The sequence below is a fragment of the Xanthomonas sp. LMG 12460 genome, from assembly GCF_009192895.1.
GTDB classification, from domain to species: domain Bacteria; phylum Pseudomonadota; class Gammaproteobacteria; order Xanthomonadales; family Xanthomonadaceae; genus Xanthomonas_A; species Xanthomonas_A sontii.
Window position 1 is genome coordinate 34,142 of record NZ_NKUH01000009.1, and the last position, 21,233, is coordinate 55,374.

Annotated in this window: 19 protein-coding genes and 1 pseudogene; 7 read left to right on the forward strand and 13 right to left on the reverse strand. The window is 68.4% G+C overall.

Going from position 1 to position 21,233, the window contains the following annotated elements; genetic code table 11:
* Positions 1–74: 74 nt before the first annotated feature.
* The 3 genes from CEK66_RS20300 to CEK66_RS02165 all read left to right on the forward strand — a co-directional run bounded on the left by CEK66_RS20300 (position 75) and on the right by CEK66_RS02165 (position 1,627).
* Positions 75–251, forward strand: a complete 177-nt coding sequence (locus tag CEK66_RS20300) for a hypothetical protein (protein WP_193312537.1) — start codon at positions 75–77, stop codon at positions 249–251.
* A complete protein-coding gene (locus tag CEK66_RS02160) occupies positions 248–1,069 on the forward strand; it encodes an enterotoxin A family protein (protein ID WP_193312538.1) in 822 nt (273 codons plus the stop codon). Before CEK66_RS20300 ends, CEK66_RS02160 begins: the two co-directional genes overlap by 4 nt.
* Before the next feature lie 234 nt (positions 1,070–1,303).
* Positions 1,304–1,627, forward strand: coding sequence for a hypothetical protein (locus tag CEK66_RS02165; protein ID WP_152182078.1), 324 nt, complete (start codon positions 1,304–1,306; stop codon positions 1,625–1,627).
* Between the two features lie 93 nt (positions 1,628–1,720).
* Here CEK66_RS02165 and CEK66_RS20515 read toward each other — a convergent pair.
* Positions 1,721–1,850, reverse strand: a pseudogene (locus CEK66_RS20515) (IS30 family transposase); the annotation flags it as partial.
* Positions 1,851–2,274: 424 nt separating this feature from the next.
* On the opposite strand from CEK66_RS20515, the gene CEK66_RS20305 reads away from it, so the two are divergent.
* The gene (locus CEK66_RS20305; protein ID WP_167336246.1) at positions 2,275–2,448 is read left to right on the forward strand and encodes a hypothetical protein; all 174 of its coding nucleotides are present in this window, start codon (positions 2,275–2,277) and stop codon (positions 2,446–2,448) included.
* 507 nt (positions 2,449–2,955) lie between these two features.
* Positions 2,956–3,948: a GGDEF domain-containing protein gene (locus tag CEK66_RS02175; protein WP_152235804.1), complete on the forward strand. Its 993-nt coding sequence runs from the start codon at positions 2,956–2,958 to the stop codon at positions 3,946–3,948.
* A gap of 385 nt (positions 3,949–4,333) precedes the next feature.
* Here the strand turns inward: CEK66_RS02175 and CEK66_RS02180 are convergent, their stop codons facing one another.
* The 6 genes from CEK66_RS02180 to CEK66_RS02205 all read right to left on the reverse strand — a co-directional run bounded on the left by CEK66_RS02180 (position 4,334) and on the right by CEK66_RS02205 (position 12,061).
* Entirely contained in the window at positions 4,334–5,794 is a 1,461-nt protein-coding gene (locus tag CEK66_RS02180) for an efflux transporter outer membrane subunit (protein ID WP_152235805.1), read from the reverse strand.
* Positions 5,788–6,522 (reverse strand): SDR family oxidoreductase, encoded by a 735-nt coding sequence (locus CEK66_RS02185; RefSeq protein ID WP_017909475.1) that lies wholly within the window; start codon positions 6,520–6,522, stop codon positions 5,788–5,790. The genes CEK66_RS02180 and CEK66_RS02185 overlap by 7 nt, the downstream gene beginning before the upstream one ends.
* Before the next feature lie 31 nt (positions 6,523–6,553).
* Complete coding sequence (locus tag CEK66_RS02190; protein WP_017909474.1) at positions 6,554–9,724, reverse strand: multidrug efflux RND transporter permease subunit; 3,171 nt, start codon at positions 9,722–9,724, stop codon at positions 6,554–6,556.
* Between the two features lie 140 nt (positions 9,725–9,864).
* The gene (locus CEK66_RS02195) at positions 9,865–11,070 is read right to left on the reverse strand and encodes an efflux RND transporter periplasmic adaptor subunit (RefSeq protein WP_152235806.1); all 1,206 of its coding nucleotides are present in this window, start codon (positions 11,068–11,070) and stop codon (positions 9,865–9,867) included.
* The gene (locus tag CEK66_RS02200; protein ID WP_193312539.1) at positions 11,067–11,840 is read right to left on the reverse strand and encodes an SDR family oxidoreductase; all 774 of its coding nucleotides are present in this window, start codon (positions 11,838–11,840) and stop codon (positions 11,067–11,069) included. The genes CEK66_RS02195 and CEK66_RS02200 overlap by 4 nt, the downstream gene beginning before the upstream one ends.
* Positions 11,837–12,061, reverse strand: coding sequence for a hypothetical protein (locus tag CEK66_RS02205; RefSeq protein ID WP_152235807.1), 225 nt, complete (start codon positions 12,059–12,061; stop codon positions 11,837–11,839). Before CEK66_RS02205 ends, CEK66_RS02200 begins: the two co-directional genes overlap by 4 nt.
* 126 nt (positions 12,062–12,187) lie before the next feature.
* On the opposite strand from CEK66_RS02205, the gene CEK66_RS02210 reads away from it, so the two are divergent.
* Positions 12,188–13,285, forward strand: a complete 1,098-nt coding sequence (locus CEK66_RS02210) for a LysR family transcriptional regulator (RefSeq protein WP_152235808.1) — start codon at positions 12,188–12,190, stop codon at positions 13,283–13,285.
* A gap of 90 nt (positions 13,286–13,375) precedes the next feature.
* Here CEK66_RS02210 and CEK66_RS02215 read toward each other — a convergent pair whose 3' ends face one another.
* The 3 genes from CEK66_RS02215 to CEK66_RS02225 form a co-directional block, all read right to left on the reverse strand.
* Entirely contained in the window at positions 13,376–14,083 is a 708-nt protein-coding gene (locus tag CEK66_RS02215) for an OmpA family protein (RefSeq protein WP_198526544.1), read from the reverse strand.
* Positions 14,084–14,174: 91 nt separating this feature from the next.
* Positions 14,175–15,629, reverse strand: a complete 1,455-nt coding sequence (locus tag CEK66_RS02220; RefSeq protein ID WP_017909015.1) for a wax ester/triacylglycerol synthase family O-acyltransferase — start codon at positions 15,627–15,629, stop codon at positions 14,175–14,177.
* Between the two features lie 95 nt (positions 15,630–15,724).
* Entirely contained in the window at positions 15,725–17,146 is a 1,422-nt protein-coding gene (locus tag CEK66_RS02225) for a deoxyribodipyrimidine photo-lyase (RefSeq protein WP_152235809.1), read from the reverse strand.
* 497 nt (positions 17,147–17,643) lie between these two features.
* Here CEK66_RS02225 and CEK66_RS02230 point away from each other — a divergent pair, with 497 nt between their 5' ends.
* Positions 17,644–18,156 carry a hypothetical protein gene (locus tag CEK66_RS02230; RefSeq protein WP_043092206.1) on the forward strand — a complete coding sequence of 171 codons (513 nt, stop codon included), beginning with the start codon at positions 17,644–17,646 and terminating at the stop codon, positions 18,154–18,156.
* A gap of 82 nt (positions 18,157–18,238) precedes the next feature.
* On the opposite strand, the gene CEK66_RS02235 is transcribed toward CEK66_RS02230, so the two are convergent.
* From CEK66_RS02235 to CEK66_RS02245, 3 genes are all read right to left on the reverse strand, one after another.
* Positions 18,239–19,657: a replicative DNA helicase gene (locus CEK66_RS02235; protein ID WP_017909018.1), complete on the reverse strand. Its 1,419-nt coding sequence runs from the start codon at positions 19,655–19,657 to the stop codon at positions 18,239–18,241.
* A gap of 263 nt (positions 19,658–19,920) precedes the next feature.
* Positions 19,921–20,475, reverse strand: a complete 555-nt coding sequence (locus CEK66_RS02240) for an NADPH-dependent FMN reductase (RefSeq protein ID WP_017912795.1) — start codon at positions 20,473–20,475, stop codon at positions 19,921–19,923.
* Positions 20,476–20,527: 52 nt separating this feature from the next.
* On the reverse strand, positions 20,528–21,205 hold the full coding sequence (locus tag CEK66_RS02245; protein WP_152235810.1) for a glutathione S-transferase family protein: 678 nt from the start codon (positions 21,203–21,205) through the stop codon (positions 20,528–20,530).
* Between the last annotated feature and the right edge of the window lie 28 nt (positions 21,206–21,233).

Consider the following 21,233-nt stretch of genomic DNA (forward strand, 5'->3'; position numbering starts at 1 on the left):
CGATTTCCCGAGCCAAGCGCTGTCCGCGTTGCGAGGGAAGCAGGCGCGCCCCCTACACCATCAAGGCCGGGGGCATGGAACTGCCTGCCCATGGGGCTGAATATGAAAACCCAATCGCAAATGCCAATGAGTTTTCGCCCATTTTCATTGGCGAGTTTAATAATTGTACATATTCAGTAAATACAATCATTTCCATATTCATCGCCTATGGAGCCATCGCCTTGAGAAATCTGCTGGAGTTCTGGAATTGAAAAATCTGCTCTGTCTATTCTGTCTCATCATCTGTCCTTCACTGGCCTGGGCAAACGACCCACCAGATTTTCTTTTCAGATGCGATACGCGGTCACCCGATGAAATTCAACAAGCCGGCGGGTTCTATCCGCACAACAACGGCAGAATCCGCGACTACGACCTCGCCCATCACTTCACCGGAGAAAGTGTCGAGCATTATACCTCCGCCTTCGTGTCGACGAGCTCGGATTTGAAAGCAGTCGTCAACCATTGCCTGAGCATGGTCGGCAGCGATCAGAGCGCATGGATCTACATGATCATGCCGGGCAGCAATTTCTATAGTGTTTCGTCCTCCCTGCAAAGAGTCCGCGACAGCCATGTGGCGGGCTCCCCGGAATGGCAAAGAATCAATCAACTCATCATCGACTATGACGGCATGTCCGAATATGTGGCGGTCGATGGGTTTCCTTTCGGCAGAGTCATCAGTCACGCCGAGCTCAACCAAGAGATGGTCGACGACTATTACGATGACGAAGACTCGGTGCTGTACTCGAACGACTTCTGGGAGGATCGATGGAATCTTTCGGACGCTTTCAACGCTGATTTCGATGGAGAACAGCCCAGCGACTCACCATACCTGGTGGTAGACGAGCCAGCGAGCCAGGTGGTACTGGCGCTAAATGAGCATGCGATGGAACTACCGCTGCGCTTCGTCTGCAACGCGGCGAACGGCTTCCCGGCATCGAGCAGATCGAGAGCATCCTCGCATTCATGCCCCAGGTACGAAATCATCAAAAGGCTCTATGACAAACAAATAATATCCAGCATTATACTTTGACCATCGACATACCGACGTCCGTCTCCAGCACAGTATTTCCCTGAAAAATCGAACCACCGTTTACCCAGCGGGCATTGCGCTTGCCGGGAGAGTGGGTGGTGCACGTTCCATCTGATGCCCCCCCAAAAATACTGTAGACGGCCACAAACCAAACAGATGTCCACACCCCACACGAGTCTGCGCATTGCAGTCGTTCGTTTTAGTGGACCCACACGAAAAAACAGGAGCACGACAATGAAAATCAAGCCCCCAGCCTTTGCAATCGCAATCTGCCTTTCGTCATTGAGCCTGAATGCAATGGCAGGCGAATATACCGAAACCGGATACCTGAGAAATGTCAAGGCGAACAATACCGGGAGCACCTGTTTCTTTCAGATCGCGGGGTCACCCACAGGACATAACTTCCAGGGCGGAGAGTGGTATTGCGGAGATATTGCAGGCCAGAACATTCTGAAACTGGCGCAAACCGCACAAATCCTCCAGATGAAGGTCAAAGTCATCCTGGAAGGAGACGGAGCCGCGTACAAGCCGGTAAAGGCCGTTGAATTAGCCAATTAGAACGACTGGATGCCAGGCGGGTGTGGACGACGCGCAGGAGCCGGAGCATACGTGGGGGACCCGAGGATTCCGAGGCCGGCCGTGCCCCCTGCTCTCGCACAGCACCGCCAGCCGGGCCTTGCGCTCCACCAGCCTGCCCACGCACGAACGGTTGAACGCGCCCTTGATCAGGTCGCCCTTCCCAATGCCTCGGCACTAGGCGTTGCTCCACCTGCTCCGGACGATGCACGATGCACGGCTGTTCGGCACCCAGGAGCGCCTGAGGCGACCATGCGCGGCAGGCCGCGCATGGCCTTGCGCAGCGCCAGCTGACATGCCAACGCACCAGCAGGCGATCTACCTGCCGGTGCGCGAAGAAAGTGGTCCAGCCGCGGATGCCTGCATCCTTGAAGCAGCCCCAGGCATCGCCCCGGCCGCACAGCTGGTAGGCACATCATGCGTGGGTGCCCGTTACGCCGGCGTCCTTGAGGCGTTGCGAAATGATGTCGGCGGCGTCGAGGGCGTGCGACGAGAACCCCTTACCCATCCAGCGAGCGCCACGATCGCGTTACGGCGATGAGGGCGATTGCGCATTGCGGTAACGAACAGACATGCCCGTCACCACCAGCCTGTACGGTGATGAGCCCTCCACGCTTCGGACATCCGCCATGCCATTGACCCAGGAACAACTGCGCATCCTGCAGGACATCCATGCCACCACCCCGGTCAGCGAAGCCGAGGCGACTTGGGCGGTGCGCGAGGACTACGCGGCGCAGGGCGAGGACGGCGATCTCGCGCTCAGCCAGAAGGGGCTGAAGGCCATCGACGGCAGCGAAGCGTAACTCGCCTCCTGGCCGGCACGTCTTGCGGATCCCATCATGCCGGTGACGGTCGCGCTGCAGAGATAGCCCGTCAGGTCGGCGCTGCGTCCATCTGCACACAGCGCCACCCCCACGCGACCACAGTACGGTTCGCCGACTAGCACCCTCGCGTCGCCCGTCCCCTCATCTGGCGCTGCGCGCCACCACCTCTCGCAGGGAGAGGATCAGGTGCGAGCGGCCTTGCATCAGCGCCGCCCTACATGCCGCCAGACAACGTCTGCCGCGTGGCGCAGGTTGATCGGCGCGACGCCGATCCCTCCGCCAATGCGACGTCGTCGTGATGCCATACGTGTCGGCAATCCCGCTGCGCCGCGGTCAGCTTCGGGATATTCACCACAAAAGAACCTCAGGCATGGAACTTGCCTCTGCCACCGCAACACCTCTTCGCCATCCTGACGTCGCCATGTTCGTTGCCCGCCCTCGCCAGCCCGCCTGCAATGAACTTGCGCCGCTCCGGAGTCCAGCCCCGTGAGCGCCGGATTGACCCTGCGTCGGCACTTCCGGCTCGGCATCATCAAGACACTCGGTCCGTCCACGGCCGGGGTGCTGCTGCTGTTCGCCGTCTATCAGATGGCGATCGGCGCGCCGTTGACTGCACTGGCCGGCGCCGCGCTGGCCGGCCTGGCCGCGCTGGCGACCTGGCTGGCGCTGCACCGTGGCGACGGCCACATGGATCCGCTGCTGTCGCTGAGCTGGTTGCTGGGGAGCGCCCTGGCCTGCCATGCACTGCGCCACGCCGCGGTGCCGTGGCTGTACCTGGTGATGATGAGCAATTTCTTCGTGGTGACGCGCCATGTCGCGCTGGCCTGCAATGCCACGCTGATCGCGGTGCTGCTGGTGGTGACCCCGAGCACCCTGGGTGCCGAGCACTTCTTTTCGATGATCTCGGTGTCGTTGCTGATCACCGGGCTGGGCTACATGCTCGCGTTGCGGGTGGAAGGCGATCGCGTGCAGCTGGAACAACTGGCGTCGCACGATTCGCTGACCGGGCTGCCGAACCGCCGCATGCTCGAGCGCAGCCTGTCGCAACGGGTGGCCGATCCGCGTCGTGCGACTCGCCGGCATGGGCTGATCGTGCTCGACATCGATCACTTCAAGGAGGTCAACGACCTCTACGGCCATGCCGAGGGCGACCGGGTGCTGGCCGAGCTGGCCGCGCTGCTGCGCGCGCAGGTACGTGCGCCGGACGAGGTGTTCCGGTTCGGCGGCGAGGAGTTCGTGGTGGTGGCACGGCTGCAGTCCGCGACCGAACTGTCCGCCTTCGCCAGGCGCCTGCACGATGCCACCCGCTCTGCGCTACGCGGCCCCAACGGCACCATCGCCGTGTCGCTGGGTGCGGCGATGCTGTGCGACGAGGTGCAGTGGCACGACTGGTTCTCGCGCGCAGACACCGCGCTGTACCAGGCCAAGAACAACGGCCGCGACCGTTATGTGATCGCCGAGGACGTGGCGCAGGACTGAGCGACCAGCACCAGCAGCGATCTGCCGCATGCCCGGCTGGTCTTCGGTCCGGTCGCCATCACCAAGGGCCGCTCTGATGGCGGGAAGCATCCTGTGGGCATCGACTGTGATGCGGGGCGAAGTGGCGTGCGTTCCTATGGCGCAATGCGTCTGGACTGAAATCCCTCCCACAATGCACCCGCAGGGCTCGCCGCAAGCCATTGCGGGAGTCGCCTGCCATGCAGCCGCGCCGGGCTTCAGCGGGAACGCCCGGCGCGGCTGACGCCGCTCCTGCAGACAAACCTGGGACGCGGCCGGATGGCGGCGAGAGCACATGACGAGCGGTGCCGACCAAGCGCCGCGGTGCGAACGGTCGGCCCGCACCGCGGCAGCTGCAGCGCCCTGCTCAGGGCGCCTGCACCGCGGACGCCGCCACCGCGGTGGTCGCGACGTCCCTACTGCCGGCCTCCGTGCCCGCGTCCTGCCCCCAACCACCAAGCGCCTTGTACACCCGCACCACGCCGATGTTCACCGCCGCTTCGGCGTCGGCCAGGGCGGCCTCGGCGGTCAGTTGCGTGCGCTGCGCATCGAGCAGGGTCAGGAAATCCTCCGAGCCTTCGCGGTAGCGGATCTGCGCCAACGCCTCGGCACGCTGCGCCGCCTGCGTCTGTTCGGCCACGATCGCCAGCCGCGCCTGTTCGTGGGCATAGGCGGTCAAGGCGTTCTCGGTGTCCTCCAGTGCGCCGAGCACGGCTTTCTCGTAGTCGGCCGCGGCGCCGTCGGCCTGCGCTTCGCTCGCGCGCAGGCGTGCCCGCACACTGCCCAGGTCGAACGCCGCCCACTGGATCGACGGGGTCAGCGACCAGGCCTTGCTGCGGCCGTGCAGCAAGGCGCCGGCGTCGCCGGACAGGAAGCCGACGAAGCCGGACAGGCTGATCCGCGGGAACAGGTCGGCGGTGGCCACGCCGACCCGCGCGGTCGCCGCCGCCAGACGGCGTTCGGCGATGCGCACGTCCGGACGCCGGCGCAGCAACTGCGTGGTATCGCCCAGCGGCAAGGCCCGCGCATAGGCCGGGGTCGGCTGCGGCGCCAGCAGTGCGTCGAGCGCGCCCGGCGGCTTGCCCAGCAGCACCGCCAGCCGGTGCCGCGCCTGTGCGGCATCGACTTCCAGCAGCGGGATGTCGGCCTCGATCGCCTTCAGCCGCGCGCGGCTGCTCTGCACATCCAGTTCGCTGCCGGCGCCCAGTCGCCAACGGGTCTCGGTCAGCCGCTGGGTGTCGCGCAGGTTGTCCAGCGTGGTCCGCGCCAGCGCGATGCGCTTCTGCGTGCCGCGCAGGGCGAAGTAGTTGCGCGCGACCTCCGCGGCCACGGTGACCTGGGCGTCGGCCAGGCCGGCCTGTTCGGCTTCCAGGTTCGCACGCGCCGCTTCGCTGGCGCGGCGCTGGCGCCCGAACAGGTCCAGCTCCCAGGCGGCATCGAAGCCCAGCCGGTAGCTTTCGGTGAGCACGCGCGCGCCGCCGGCGTCCGCGTCCGGGGCCTTGCCGCGGGTGTAGTCGCCGCCGGCGGTGACATGCGGCGCCTGGTCCAGACGCTGCTCGGCGAAGACCGCGCGCGCCTCGTGCACGCGTGCCAGGGCGAGGCGCAGGTCCAGGTTGGCGACCAGGCCGTCGTGCACCAGCTGTTCCAGCACCGGGTCGTCGAACTGCGCCCACCAGGACGCGACCGGCGAGTCGGTCGCGAACACCGGCGACGCGGCGCCTTGCAGGGTCACCGGCGGCTGCGCCGGTGCGCGGTAGTCGGGACCGACGCTGGCGCAGGCGCTGAGCAGCGCCAGCGTCAGTGCGCCGAAGACGGGACGGATCACCATGGCAGCACCTGTCCGACATGGGTGTAGCTGCCGGTCGGACCGTCGGCGTCGAGCAGCGCCATCATCACGCTGCTGCGCGCGCCGTCGGCTACTTCCAGCTCGCCCTCACCCGCGTTCATGTCGGTCTTCACGTAGCCGGGGTGGATGGTGTTGACCTTGATCGGGGTCTCGCGCAGTTCGTAGGCCAGCTGGATGGTCCAGGCATTCACCGCGCTCTTGGACACGTTGTAGGCCGGCACCTTGAAGTCGTAGATCGGCGACCCGGGCTGGCTATGCAGGGCGAGCGAACCGAGCACGCTGGAAACGTTGACGATGCGCGCGGCCGGCGCCTCGCGCAGCAGCGGCAGGAACCCCTGGGTGACCGCGATCAGGCCGAACAGGTTGGTGTCGAAGGTCTCGCGCCAGGTCTCCAGGCTCTGCTGCGACACGCTCAGGCGCGGGTCGTCGCGCAGGATGCCGGCGTTGTTGACCAGGATGTCCAGCCGCCCATGGCGTGCGCGCACCGTCTCCACTGCGGCGGCGATGCTGGCGGCGTCGGTGACGTCCAGGGTCAACGGCTCCACCGGCAGGCCCTCGCCCTGCAGTTCCAGGGCCGCGGCGCTGGCGCGGGTGGCGTCGCGCCCGGCCAGCAGGGTGTGCACGCCGGCTTCGGCCAGCTGCCGCACGGTGTGCAGGCCGATGCCGCGGGTGGCGCCGGTGACCAGGGCGATCTTGTGTGCTGCGTTCATTGCGAAACTCCTGAGAAGGATGGGAAAAGGATCAGCCGTGCGCCGGCGCGTCGGCGTGGGCCGGCGCATGCGAGACCAGCGGCCGCCCGGCCAGCTTGCGCAGGGCGACATAGAACACGGGGGTGAGGAACAGACCGAACAGGGTCACGCCCAGCATGCCGGCGAACACGGTGATGCCGGTGGCAGAGCGCACTTCCGCGCCCGCGCCATGCGAGAACACCAGCGGCACCGTGCCGGCGATGAAGGCGATGGAGGTCATCACGATCGGGCGCAGGCGCAGGCGGCAGGCCTGCAGCGCCGATTCGACGATGCCCTTGCCCTGCAGTTCCAGTTCGCGGGCGAACTCGACGATCAGGATCGCGTTCTTGCACGCCAGGCCCATCAGCACCACCAGACCCACCTGCACGAACACGTTGTTGTCGCCGCCGCTCAGCCACACCCCGAACAGCGCCGACAGCAGGGTCATCGGCACGATCAGGATCACCGCCAGCGGCAGCGTCCAGCTCTCGTACAGCGCGGCCAGCACCAGGAACGCCAGCAGCACCGCCAGCGGGAACACCACCAGCGCCGCATTGCCCTGGGTGGCCTGCTGGTAGCTCAGGTCGGTCCACTCGATCTCCATGCCGTTGGGCAGCACCTGCTTGGCGATCTGGGTGATCTTGGCCATCGCCTCGGCCGAGGACAGCGAGCGCGCATCCGCTTCGCCGGCCAGGTCGGCGGCCGGATAGCCGTTGTAGCGCAGCACCGGGTCCGGGCCGTAGGTCTGCTTGATCGTCACCATCGAGCCGATCGGCACCATTTCGCCGTTGGCGTTGCGGGTGCGCAGCCGGGCGATGTCCTCCACGCTCTCGCGGAACGGCGCATCGGCCTGGGCGATCACCTGCCAGGTGCGGCCGAACTGGTTGAAGTCGTTGACGTAGGTCGAGCCCAGGTAGGTCTGCAAGGTGTCGAACAGATCGGTCAGGGCCACGCCCTGGGCCTTGGCCTTGACCCGGTCGACCTCGGCGTCGAGCTGCGGCACGTTGGCCTGATACGTGCCGATCGGGAAGCTCATGCCCGGAGTCTGCGCCACCGCGCCCTGCATGGTGCTGACCGCGTTCTGCAGCGCGCCGTAGCCGAGGTTGGCGCGGTCCTCGATGAACAGCTGGTAGCCGTTGCCATTGCCCAGGCCGAGGATCGGCGGCGGCATGAAGGCGAACGACATGCCCTCGCCCAACTGCGAGATGCGCTGGTTGATCTCGGCATTGATCTCCAGCGCGCTGCGGTGGCGCTCGGCGAACGGCTTCAGCGGCAGGAACACCACGCCGGTGTTGGGCGTGTTGGTGAACTGCAGCGCGTTGAGGCCCGGGAACGAGATCGCATGCGCCACGCCATCGGTCTGCATGGCGATGGTGGCGACCTTGCGCAGCATCGCGTCGGTGCGCTCGATCGAGGCGCCTTCCGGCAGCTTGACGCCGGCGATCAGGTACATCTTGTCCTGGGTCGGGATGAAGCCGCCCGGCACCGCCTTGAACATCAGCCCGGTGACCAGCAGCAGCGCCACGTACACCGCGAACACCGCGCCGCGGCGGCCGAGGATGCGCGACACCGCACCCTGGTAGCGGTCGGAACTGCGGTGGAAGAAGCGGTTGAACGGACGGAACAGCCAGCCGCCGAACAGCCGCTCCATGCCGCGCGACAGGCGGTCCTTGGGCGCGTCGTGGCCTTGCAGCAGGCGCGCGGCCAGCGCCGGCGACAGGGTCAGCGAGTTGATCGCCGAGATCACCGTGGAGATGGCGATGGTCACCGCGAACTGCTTGTAGAACTGCCCGGTGACCCCGGACAGGAACGCCATCGGCACGAACACCGCGCACAGCACCAGCGCGATCGCGATGATCGGGCCGGACACCTCGCGCATCGCCTGGTGGGCGGCCGCCAGTGGGGTCAGCCCCTCCTCGATGTTGCGCTCCACGTTCTCCACCACCACGATCGCATCGTCGACCACGATGCCGATCGCCAGCACCAGCCCGAACAGGGTCAGCGTGTTGATCGAGAAGCCCAGCAGGTACAGCGCGGCGAAGGTGCCGACCACCGACACCGGCACCGCGATCAGCGGAATGATCGAGGCGCGCCAGGTCTGCAGGAACAGGATCACCACCAGCACCACCAGCAGCACCGCCTCCAGCAGGGTGTGGACCACCGCGCTGATCGAGTCGCGCACGAAGATGGTGGTGTCGTACACCGCTTCGTACTTCACGTCGTCCGGGAACTGCTTGGTCAGTTCGTCCATCTTGGCGATGACCTGGTCGCGGATCTGCAGCGCATTGGCGCCCGGCGCCTGGAAGATGCCGATGCCGACCGCGTTCTTGCCGTCCAGCTGCGCGCGCAGGGTGTAGTCGCCGGCGCCCAGCTGCAGGCGGGCGACGTCGGACAGGCGCACGGTCTGGCCGTCGGCGCCGACCTTGAGCACGATGTCGCCGAACTCCTGTTCCGTACGCAGGCGGCCCTGCGCGTTGATCAGGGTCAGGAACTTGCTCTCCGGCATCGGCTCGGCGCCGAGCTGGCCGGCGGAGACCTGCACGTTCTGCTCGCGCATGGCCGCGACCACATCGCTGGCGGTGAGCCCGCGCGCGGCCACCCGCTCCGGATCCAGCCACGCGCGCATCGCGTAGTCGCCGCCGCCGAACACCTGCGCATCGCCCACGCCCTGGATCCGCGCCAGTGCGTCCTTGACGTGCAGGCGCGCGTAGTTGCGCAGATACAGGGTGTCGTACTTGCCCTTGGGCGAGGTCAGGTGCACCACCATCAGGAAGGTCGGCGACTGCTTCTGCGTGGTCACGCCCTGCCGGCGCACGTCCTCGGGCAGGCGCGCCTGCGCCTGCGCCACGCGGTTCTGCACCTTGACCGCGGCATCGTCCGGATCGGTGCCCGGGCGGAAGGTCACGGTCATCTGCAGCACGCCGTCGGAGCCGGCGACCGACTTGATGTACATCATGTTCTCCACGCCGTTGATCGCTTCCTCCAGCGGCGTGGCGACGGTCTCGGCGATGACCTTGGGATTGGCGCCCGGATACACCGTGCGCACCACCACCGAAGGCGGCACCACGTCCGGGTATTCGCCGATGGGCAGCAGCGGGATGGCGATCAGGCCCGCGGCGAAGATGACGATCGACAGCACGGCGGCGAAGATCGGCCGGTCGATGAAGAATCTGGAAAAGTCCATGGGTGGTGGTCCTGGAAACGGATGAAACGGGGGGCCGGGCGCGGACGCAGGCATGCCGGTGGCGACGCCGGGCCATCGCGGGCCCGGCGGGCGCGGCCGGCAGGTCATGACCCGGCCGGTGCTGCGTCGGCGCCCGCGACTCAGTCGAGAGCGACGGCCTGACGCGGTGCGGCAGGAGACGCGATCTGCGCGATCGGCTTGGCCTGCACCGGCATGCCGGGCATGAACACCTTCTGCACGCCGTCGACGATGACCTTGTCGCCGGCGGACAGGCCGCTGCGCACGATGCGCAGGCCGTCGGCGCTGCGGCCGAGCTGCACGTCGCGCCGCTGCGCCTTGCCGTCCTTGTCGACCACGTAGACGTACTTGCGGTCCTGGTCGGTGAGCACCGCGCGGTCGTCGATCAGCACCGCGTCCAAGCGGCCGCTGCCGAGCAGCCGCACCCGCGCGAACAGGCCGGGGGTGAAGCGGCGATCGGCGTTGTCCAGCAACGCGCGCACGTGGATGGTGCCGGTGCTGCGCACCAACTGGTTGTCGAGGAAGTCGACCTTGCCGGCATGCGGATAGCCGTCCTCGCCGACCAGGCCGACCTGCACCGGCAGGCTGCCGTCGCGCTCGCTCGGGCGCTGGCCGTCGCGCGCCATCTGCGCATAGCGCAGGAAGGTGCCTTCGTCGGCATCGAAGTACACGTGCACCTTGTCCAGCGACACCAGCGTGGTCAGCACGCTGGCGCTGTCGCCGGCGCTGACCAGGTTGCCGGCGGTGACCATCGCGCGGCCGGCGCGGCCGGCGATCGGCGCGCGCACCTGGGTCCATTCCAGGTTCAGGCGTGCGCTGTCCACCGCCGCCTGCGCGGCCAGCACGTCGGCCTGTGCCTGCTCGGCCGCGGCGCGCCGCTGTTCCCAGCTCTCGGTGGAGATGGCCTGCTGTTCGGACAGGGTCTTGGCGCGCGCGGCCTCGCTGGCGCTGAGCTTGGCCTGGGTGCGTGCGCGCGCCAGATCGGCCTCGGCGCGGGCCAGGTCGGCGCGGTAGCTGCGCGCGTCGATGGTGAACAGCACATCGCCCTTCTTCACCTCCTGCCCTTCGACGTAGTTGACCTTGTCGATGTAGCCGGACACGCGCGGGCGCAGGTCGACGTGCTCGACCGCCTCGACGCGGCCGCTGAACTCGTCCCACTGACTGATCTGCTTCTGCAGCGCGGGCGCCACGCCAACGCTCGGCGGCGGCGGCGCGCCCTGTTCGTTGGCCTTGCCGCCGCAGGCGGCGAGCGTGGCGACCAGCAGCGCCACCGCCAGCGGGCGCAGGGCGCCCGGCAGCAGGCGCGACGGCATCGGAATCGGATTCATGGAGAGACCTCGTGGGTGGAGAAGGAAAACGGCAAGGGGGTGAGCAAGGCGCTGCGCGGCTGGGCGAAGTGGCGGCGGTCGATCTCGACCAGCGCACGGTCCGGCCGCTGCGGTTCGGCCAGCAGGTGGACCACGGCGCGGCCGACGCCGAGGGTGGTGAACCACTCCGGGCAGTCGCCGATGGCGTCGTCGCTGCGGCACACCGGCGCGGACAGCGACAGCAGATGCACGTGCACGCCCAGCGGCTTGGCTTCCTCGTGCAGCACCTGGGCGAGCATGCGGATCGCCGCCGCCGCCACCGAACTGTCGCCATGCCCGGACCAGGCGCGCAGCGCGCAGGGACTGCCCAACAGCACGTAGCGGGCGCCGCGCTCGTGCTGCGCCAGCAGCGGCAGCAGATGCCGGGCGGCAGCCAGGTGCGGCAGCAGATCCGCATCCAGGCGCCGGCGCAGCGCCCCCAGCGGTCGCTCCAGCAGGCGCCCGGGGCGCAGCGGGCTGCCCAGGGCGGCGACCACCGCGGCCAGCGGCCGCGGCCGCTGCGCGATCTCGGCGACCAGGGCCGCGGCGGCCGCGTCGGTGCCGACCGAGCCGCACAGCACGTCCAGCGCGGGTTCGTCGCGGTGGCGATCGCGCAGCGCGGCCAGGCGGGCGCGATCGCGCGCCACTGCCAGCACCGGGCTGCCCGCCTCCAGCAACGCCTGGACCACGCCCTGCCCGAGCGTGCCGCTGCCCCCGAGGACCAGGACTTCGGGGGCCAACATCCCGCTCACGGGACTTTTCCTCCCGTGGACGGGACAATCGCGATTCGCCCCAGCCGGTCGGTGCCGGACGCGCCCAGGCGCAGGCTGCTGCCGCCCTGCCGCCGCGGCGGCGGCGTGAACTCGCGAAACGCTTTCGGGTAAAGGGATTGCGCCGTCGCCACCGGCGCGGGACGGCGCCGCAGCTGGCGATCGGGGCAGGCGAAAAACTGGAACAGCGTGCGCATCGACATGGGTAAAGCTCGTCGGTGATGGCGAATGCGGACAAATTAGGCGCCAAAGCCGCACTTGATTAGTCCGAATTAAGGGGAATAATCGTCCCGCTATCGGTCCAATCGCCTCCACCTCAAGGAACCGCCATGAGCCACGATCTCAACGACACCCTGATCTTCGTCAAGGTGGTCGAGCAAGGCAGCTTCATCGCCGCGGCCAACGCCCTCGGCCTGCCCAAGACCACCGTCAGCCGCAAGGTGCAGGACCTGGAAGCGCGGCTGGGCGCGCGCCTGCTGCACCGGACCACGCGCCGGCTCGGGCTGACCGAGGCCGGCGCGGTCTACCACGAGCATTGCCAGCGCATCGCCCGCGAACTGGAGGAAGCCGAGAGCGCGGTGGGCCAGCTGCAGGCCGGCCCGCGCGGCTGGCTGCGCTTCAGCGTGCCCTATTCGGCCGGCATCTCGTGGGTGGCGCCGATCCTGGGCGAATTCCACCGCCAGCACCCGGAAGTGCGCCTGGAGATGATCATGACCAGCGACAAGGTCGACCCGATCGCCGAAGGCGTGGACGTGGCCCTGCACATGGGCACGCTGCCGGATTCGACCATGGTCGCGCGCAAGCTCGCCACCTTCCGCACCCAGGTCTTCGCCAGCCCGTATTACATCGAGCGCCATGGCGAACCGCTGCATCCGGACGATCTGCAGCACCACCGCACGCTGGCGCTGAGCAACGGCCGCGGCGGCGGCAACCGGCTGTGCTGGCCGCTGCGCAACGGCAAGCAGAGCGGCGAATTCCTGGTCCAGCCGATCCTGCTGGCCAACGATTCGGCGGCGCTGATCGGCGGCCTGGTCTGCGGCGAAGGCCTGGTGCTGGCCAGCGACGCGACGATCAAGCCGCTGATCGAGGCCGGCAAGGCGCGGCGCGTGCTCGGCGGCTGGGTCGGGCCGGACCTGGACTTCAACGCGGTGTTCCCGGGCGGGCGCATGCTCTCGCCGAAGGTGCGCGCCTTCGTCGACTTCCTGGTCGACAAGCTCAACTTCGACGTCAGCTACATGATGGCGCAGTGCCCGGCCAAGCTGGCCACACAGCAGGCCGAGGACGGCGCGGAGTTCACCCTCTGCAGCGGTGTGGCGATGAACACGCAGTCTCTGGCCAGCCTGCCGCGCGTGGCCGCCGCACCGGTGCCAGCCGACGCGGCGCTGGAGACGGAAGCCGAGGACGAAGAGGACGCGGCACTGGTCTGAGCCGCGCCGCGCACAACGCGTCGCAGCAGCAGCGCAGAAACGCGAACGGGCCGCAGTGCGGCCCGTTCGTCGTTGCGATCGGCGGATCGGTCAGCCGGCCGAGGCGCGCAGCGGCACCACGCGGATCTCCACGCGGCGGTTCTGCGCGCGACCGGCCTCGGTGCTGTTGTCGGCGATCGGGTACTTCTTGCCCGCGCCCAGGGTCTGGATGCGCTCGGGCTGCACGCCCTGCGCGGTCAGGTAGGCGGCCACCGAGGACGCGCGCTGTTCGGACAGACGCTGGTTGACCGCATCGCTGCCGATGCTGTCGGTGTGGCCGACGACCTCGATCATGGTCTGGTTGTATTCGCCCAGGGTCTGGGCCACGCCGTTGAGCGCCGAATAGAACTGCGGCTTGAGCGTGGACTGGTTGAAGTCGAAGGTGATGCCGTCGGGCAGGTTGAGGGTGATGTTGTCGCCGTCGCGGCGCACGTCGATACCGGTGTTGGCGGTGCGCTCGCGCAGCGCGCGTTCCTGCCGATCCTGGTAGTTGCCGATCGCCGCGCCGCTGAGCGCGCCGATGCCGGCGCCGATCATTGCGTGCTGGCGGCGCTCGGTGGCGCTGCTGCCGCTGAGCAGGCCGGCGGCGACGCCGACCGCGGTGCCGATCAGCGCGCCGCGGCCGGTGCGGTTCTGCTGCTCGGTGGGATTGCCGTACTGGTCGCGCTGCACGTAGGAGCCGCCGGTGGCGCAGGCGGACAGCACCAGCGCACTGGCCAGGGCCACGGACACGCCGCGAAGGGTGGTCGTTTTCATCATGTTCTCTCCGAACCTGGTTTGACGTGGCCGCAGCATAAACAGGGCCACGCGAGGCGCGGATGAACGCAGCCCGGCGCGCGATGCGCCCGGTTCAGGAAGACGGCAGCAGGTCTTCGGCGTCGGCCGCGCGCAGCGGCTGCTCCCAATCGCCCATCAGCGCCAGGTACAGCAGCTTTTCGAATTCGGCGCCGACCCGGCGCATCACCGCGTCCGGGTCGGGAATCAGCCGCGCATCGCCGATCAGGCCGAAGTGCACGCGGTGGTTGTAGCTCATGATCGACACGCCGACGCCGATCGAGCCGGTCTGCGGCACCCAGAACATCATCTCGCGCACGCGGCTGCCGGCCAGGTACAGCGGCTGCTGCGGCCCCGGCACGTTGGTCGCCACGGTGGTGGCCTTGCGGCTGAACAGGTCCAGCGCCGCCGACTGCAGCGCCGCCGGCGCCATGCCCACCGCCGCCAGCAGGCCGAACACCACCATCGCCTGGCGCGACTGCTTGAGCTGCTGCATCGACTCGGCCACGCACTGCAGGCGCCGCACCGGATTGGCCTCGCCCACCGGCAGGTCCAGGAACACCAGGCCGAAGTGGTTGCCGAGCTTGCGCGCGTGCTCCAGCGGGCGCAGGTTGACCGGCACGGTGGCGCGCAGGGTCACCCCGTCCAGGCGTTCGCCGCGTTCGAGCATGTAGTCGCGCAGGGCGCCGGCCATGGTCGCCATCAGCACGTCGTTGACCGTGCAGTCGCAGGCGCGGCCCACCGCCTTGACCTCGTCCAGGTCCAGCGGCTCGGCCCAGGCCACGCGCTTGCTGACGCCGAGGCGGCCGCGCAGCAGCGTCGGCGGATCGTCGGCCAGCAGCAGCGCATTGACCAGTTCGCGGCCGATCAGCCCGCCTTCGCGCGCCAGCATCTGCGGCAGGTTCGGGTCCTGCGCCATCGCCCGGCCCTTGTCGAGCATGCGCCCGCCGAGCTTGAGGTAGCGGTCCACCGCGCCGACCCGGCGCACCACCTCCTTGCCGTCGTCCTTGAGCCAGGCGCGCCCGAGCTGCGCCGACGGCTCCGGGGTGCGCTGGGTATCGGTCAGCGACAGCAGCACCTGCACCAGCGCGATGCCGTCGGCATAGCTGTGGTGGATGCGCGCCACCAGCGCCGAGCCGCCTTCGTAGCGCTCGATCAGGTGGAACTGCCACAGCGGCTTGGTCTTGTCCAAGGGCGTGGAGGCCATCTGCCCGGCGAAGCGCTCCAGCGCCTTCTTCTGCCCGCGCCCGGGCAAGGCCGAAAGACGCACGTGCCAGTCCAGATCGAAATCGTCGTCGCGCTGCCAGTAGGCGCCGGTGGCGGTCTCCACCGGCTTCTGCAGGAACCGCGGGAAGGCCAGGAAGCGCTTGCGCACCAGTTGCTTGAGCGCAGGCAGGGTCAGCGGCTCGTCGAACATCAGCACGCCGGTGATCATCATCGGATTGGTCGGCCGGTCCATCCGCAACCAGGCGGTGTCCACGCGCGACATCGGTTCGCGCTGCGGCTTGCGGCGAGCTGAGCTGGTGGCCATGCGGGCTCCTGTCCGAGCCCGGAGTGAATCATGGCCCCGCGAAGGGCGTCAATCGCGCCTGCGGCCGTGCTGCGCCACGCAACACCGCGCAGTGCTCAGCCGGCGGCGGTCTCGCGATAGGCGGCCAGCGCCGCATCGCGGCCGGCGGCCAGGTCCACGATCGGCTGCCGCGGATACTGCGGGGCGGCGTGCGCCAGTCGCTGCGGTGCCTGCCAGGGCGCGAAGCGGTCGGCCACCGGCAGCGCCGCCAGTTCCGGCACCCAACGCGCGATGTACTCGCCCTTCGGATCGAACTTTTGCGCCTGGGTCACCGGATTGAACACGCGGAAATACGGTGCGGCGTCGGCGCCGGTGCCGGCCACCCACTGCCAGCCCAGGGTGTTGTTGGCCAGGTCGGCATCGACCAGGGTGTCCCAGAACCAGCGCGCGCCTTCGGACCAATGCACGCGCAGGTGCTTGCACAGGTAGCTGGCGACGATCATGCGCACGCGGTTGTGCATCCAGCCGGTGTGCCACAGCTCGCGCAGGCCGGCATCGACGATCGGCACGCCGGTGCGGCCGCGCTGCCAGGCGTGCAATGTCGCCGCATCGGGCTTGGCCCAGCGAAAGCGCTCGAAGCGCGGGTTGAGGTTGCGCTCGGGCGTGTCCGGGAAATGGTGCAGCAGGTGGTGGGCGAAATCGCGCCAGCCCAGTTGGCGGATGTAGCCGTCGATCGCCGCGGCGGTGGCGGCGCGGCGCTGCCGTTCCAGCGTCGCGACGATGCGCCATGGCGCGATCTCGCCGAAATGCAGGTGCGGCGACAGCCGCGAGGTGCCGACCTGGTCGGGGCGGTCGCGGCCATCGAGATAGTCGCGCAGCGCGCCATCGACGAACACGTCCAGCGCCTCGTGTGCGCCCGCCTCGCCCGGCTGCCAGACCTCCCAGAAGCCGCGATCCCAGTCCAGCGCCGGCGCCAGGCCGAGTCGTTCCAGCGGCAGGCTGTCCAGATCCTTGGGCGGCGCTGGCAGCGTCTTCGGCGCGGCCTGCAACGCGGGCACCTGCCAATGGCTCAAGGCGCTGCGCCAGAACGGGGTGAACACCTTGTACGGGCCGCCCTGCTGCGTCGCCAGTTGCCAGGGTTCGAACAGCAGCGCGCTGTTGTAGCTGTGCACCTCCAGGCCCTGCTCGCGCAGTTCGCGCTTGAGCCGCACATCGCGCGGCTGCGTGGCCGGCTCGTAGCGGCGGTTCCAGTACACCGCCACTGCGCCGCAGTCGGCGATCACCTGGCGCAAGGCGGTCTCGGCCGGGCCCTGGCGCAGGATCAGGCGCGAACCGCGCGCGCGCAGTTGCGCGTCCAATGCCGCCAGCGAGCGCTGCAGCCAGCTGCGCGAAGCCGCGCCGGCGGCCCATGGGCCCTCGTCTTCCGGGCTGTGCAGGTACACCGGCACCGGCGTATGCCTGGCATCCAGAGCGGCCTGCAAGGCAGGTTGATCGTGCAGGCGCAGGTCGCGCCGGAACCAGACGATGGCGTAGCTCATGCGAGGGGACGCAGCGAAGGACGCGCCATGATACGGATCGGGTGCAGCGGCCAGGTGAGCATGCGGCGCGAGTCGCACATGCTTCGACACCACCGATCCTGGCGCAGCAAGTGTCGCGCTGGCCGGATTTCGTAGACATCGCCGCGCGCCGCGCACGCGCGCCTCGTCCGCCCTGCTATAACGCCGTGGCGGGCGCCGTCATGTCGAAACGGCGCCGCGACCGCTGCTGATGGATGACGTTCCGGGGAAGGACGTCATCCGTGCTTTCGCTGCACCGCGCACGACATGGCCACGGCCGTCTCGCGCGCACGGGGGACATCCGCCATCGCCTCTGCGATCTCACGGTCATCACGGCCGGCGAGCGCGGTTGCGTGCGCCCCGAACCGCCCGCGCCCGGACCTGCATCGACAGGGCCGCGACGCGCTGCGGGCAGCCAACGGCGCAGCACGGCCACGCCCATCGCCGACATCCGCAATGATTTCAGGAGAGCAAGACCCATGGACAAGCGCATCGCAAAAGCCGCCCTCACCCTCGCACTGAGTCTCGCCGCGCCGCTGGCGATGGCCTGCACCGCCGAACCCATCCAGCTACAGAACGAGGTCAGCCTCGACAACGGTATCGAGTGCGGCGGCGGCGGTGGTGGCGGCGGCAGCACGCCGGTCTACACGCTGCAGGGGGTGATCCAGAACCAGGGCTACGAGTCCGACGGACGTCCGGCCGGCGGCAAGCGCCTGAAGATCCGCGCGTACTCGCGCTTCGCCAACGCCAACAACGACCGCGTCGATGCCAACTACATCAACGTGCGCTGCAACGCCTACGACCAGATCGGCAACGGCTACACCACCGACTACGACGAGGAAGGCAACGGCGCGCTGGTCGACGTGCACTTCAAGTCGAACTTCGTCTACGGCATCTATCGCAAGATCACCGTGGTCTGCACCCACCACGCCGAGTACGGCGCCAATACCTACGACGCCACCAGCAACGCCGAGATCGAGATTCCCTACTGATCGCTGCGTCGCGCCCTCACGCCGGCGCCCGGAACGTACCGGGCGCCGCACTCGCAAGATGATGTGCGCGTAGCGCGCAGGCTTACTCGAACGCGCCCACCGAGTCGTGGGCGAGATTGTCGAAGCGGGTGTATTCGCCGAAGAACTTGAGCTTGCACGACCCGGTCGGGCCGCCGCGGTGCTTGCCGATGATGATTTCGGCCAGGCCCTTGTCCGGCGAATTTTCCTTGTTGTAGTAGTCGTCGCGGTAGATGAACACGATCATGTCCGCGTCCTGCTCGATCGCGCCGGATTCGCGCAGGTCGGCCATCACCGGGCGCTTGTCGGTCCGCGTTTCCAGCGAGCGGTTGAGCTGCGACAGCGCGATCACCGGCACCCCCAGCTCCTTGGCCAGGCCCTTGAGCGAGCGCGAGATCTCCGAGATCTCGGTGGCGCGGTTCTCGCTGTTGCCGGGCACCGACATCAGCTGCAGGTAGTCGATCACGATCAGGCCCAGGTCGTGCTCGCGCTTGAGCCGGCGCGCCTTGGAGCGCAGCACTTCCGGCGACACGCCCGGCGTGTCGTCGATGAAGATCTTGGTCTCCTTGAGCATCTTGATCGCGCCGGTGACCCGCGCCCAGTCCTCGTCCTCGAGCTGGCCGGTGCGCAGGCGCTGCGCGTTGATGCGGCCGTTGGAGGAGATCAGGCGCATCGCCAGCTGCGAGGCGGACATTTCCATCGAGAACACCGCCACCGCCTTCTTCGACTTGATCGCCGCGTATTCGGCGATGTTCAGCGCGAAGGTGGTCTTGCCCATCGCCGGACGCGCGGCGAGGATGATCAGGTCGGTCGGCTGCAGGCCGGCGGTCATCGCGTCGAAGTCGTTGTAGCCGGTCGGCAGGCCGGTGATGTTGCCGCCGTTCTCGAAGCGGTTGCGCAGTTCCTCGAACGCGTCCTTCAACGCGCCGGGCATCGCCACGAAGTCGCTGCGCCCGCGCGCACCGGCCTCGGCGATCTGGAACACCGCCTTTTCCGCCGACGCCAGCAGTTCCGAACTCTCGCGCCCTTCCGGCTGGAAGCCGTCGTTGACGATGGTGGTACCGACCTCGATCAACTGCCGCAGCACCGCCTTGTCGCGGACGATCTCGGCGTAGGCGACGATGTTGGCGGCCGAGGGCGTGGTGCTGGCCAGTTCGATCAGGTAGGCGCCGTCGCCGACCATCTCCAGCTTGCCTTGCGATTCGAACCACTCGCCCAGGGTCACCGCGTCGAACGGGCGCCCCTTTTCGGCCAGCTCGCGGATCGCGCGGTAGATCAACTGGTGATCGCGCCGGTAGAAGTCGTTCTCGGTGAGCTGGTCGTTGACCCGGTCGTAGGCGTCCGGTGCCAGCATCAGGCCGCCGAGCACGGCCTGTTCGGCCTCGATCGAGTGCGGCGGCACGCGCAACTGGTCGAGACGCGGCTCGCTGCGTTCGCTGCGCTCGCTTTTGCGATCGCCGCGGTAGCCGGGACGGGCGGACATAGGCTGGGTCTTCTCTGTGGGGCGCGGGCGCCGGGCGCGGCCTCACCGCGGCCCGGGCGCCGATTTTAGTCGCCGCGCGCGGCCGGGGCTAGGGCGACGCTCAACACAGGGCGCCTGCCTGAGCGGGGGCACCTGCGTCGCCACGCCTCGCCAGAGGCTGGGGACAAGTCTGGGGACAAGCGGTTGAGAACCTCACCGAGACCGCGTCGCACAAGGCCCGCCCTGCCCCATCCGCGCACCACGGCACGCGCCGCGGTGGCGCTTCAGGCCTGCAGTTCGTCGATCCAGGCGATGAACTTGTCGACGAAGCCGGCGAGGAACTTGCGCGTGCGCTCGTCGTCGATCGCGCCGTCCTCGGCGATCAGGCCCTCCTTGAACTGCAGAAAGATCTCCGGCTGCCCCAACACCGGCATGTCCAGGTAGGCCAGCACGTTGCGCAGGTGCTGCTGCGCCATGGCGGTGCCGATCGCCCCCGGCGAGGTCCCGCACACCGCCGCCGGCTTGCCGGCGAAGGCGCTCTCGCCGTACGGCCGCGAGCCCAGGTCGATGGCGTTCTTGAGCACGCCGGGAATGGAACGGTTGTATTCGGGGGTGACGAACAGCACCGCGTCGGCGCCGCTGACCTGCGTCTTCAGGCGCCGGCCCTGCGCCGGATAGTCGTGGTCGTGATCCTGGTTGTACAGCGGCAGGTCGCCGATCTCGACGTACTCGAAACGGGCGCGGTCGCCCGCAAGTCGCTCCAGCGCGTGCGCCAGGCGCCGGTTGAACGATTCCTTGCGCAGGCTGCCGACGAACACGGCGATGCGGTACTGGCTCATGGCGTTACTCCTGACCGAATGGACCTGCAGGCTAGCCGCCGGCGCGCGGCAGTCAGGTGAACGCCGTTGACGTCCCGGTCTGCGCCAGGCGTGCCTGCACGTCCTCCGGCAACGGCGGCAGCGCCACGAAACCCGGCGTCGCGCGCACCCGCTGCAGCCAGTCGCACAGTGCCGGATACTGGGTCAGCGCGATGCCGGCATCTCCGGCGCAATGCGTATAGGCGAACAACGCGATATCGGCGATGCCGTAGGCCGGCCCGGTGAACCAGGCCTGCGCCTGCATATGCTGCTCCATCACCGCCAGCGCCCGCAGCGCGCCCTCGCGCAGGCGTGGGAGTTCGGCGCGCCGCGGCGAGTCGGGCGGCGTCCAGCCGCAGACGAAGCGCGCCACCGCCACATAGGGTTCGTGGCTGTACTGCTCGAAGAACAGCCAGCTCAGCGCCTGCGCGCGCTGCCAGGGATCGGCGGGCAGATACCCGGTGCCCTCGGCCAGCCAGCACAGGATGGCGTTGGATTCGGCCAGCACGCGCCCGTCCTCGCGTTCCAGCAGCGGCACCTTGCCGTTGGGATTCTTGGCCAGGAACGCCGGGGTGCGGGTCTGGCCGTTGGCGCTGTCGACCTCGACCCAGCGGTAGCCGCAGCCAAGCTGGTCCAGCAACAGCCGCACCTTGTAGCAGTTGCCGGACAGCGCCATGCCGTACACGGTCAGGGGAAAACGTTCGGATGCCATGCGCTGCTCCTGTGTCGAATGCTGCCGT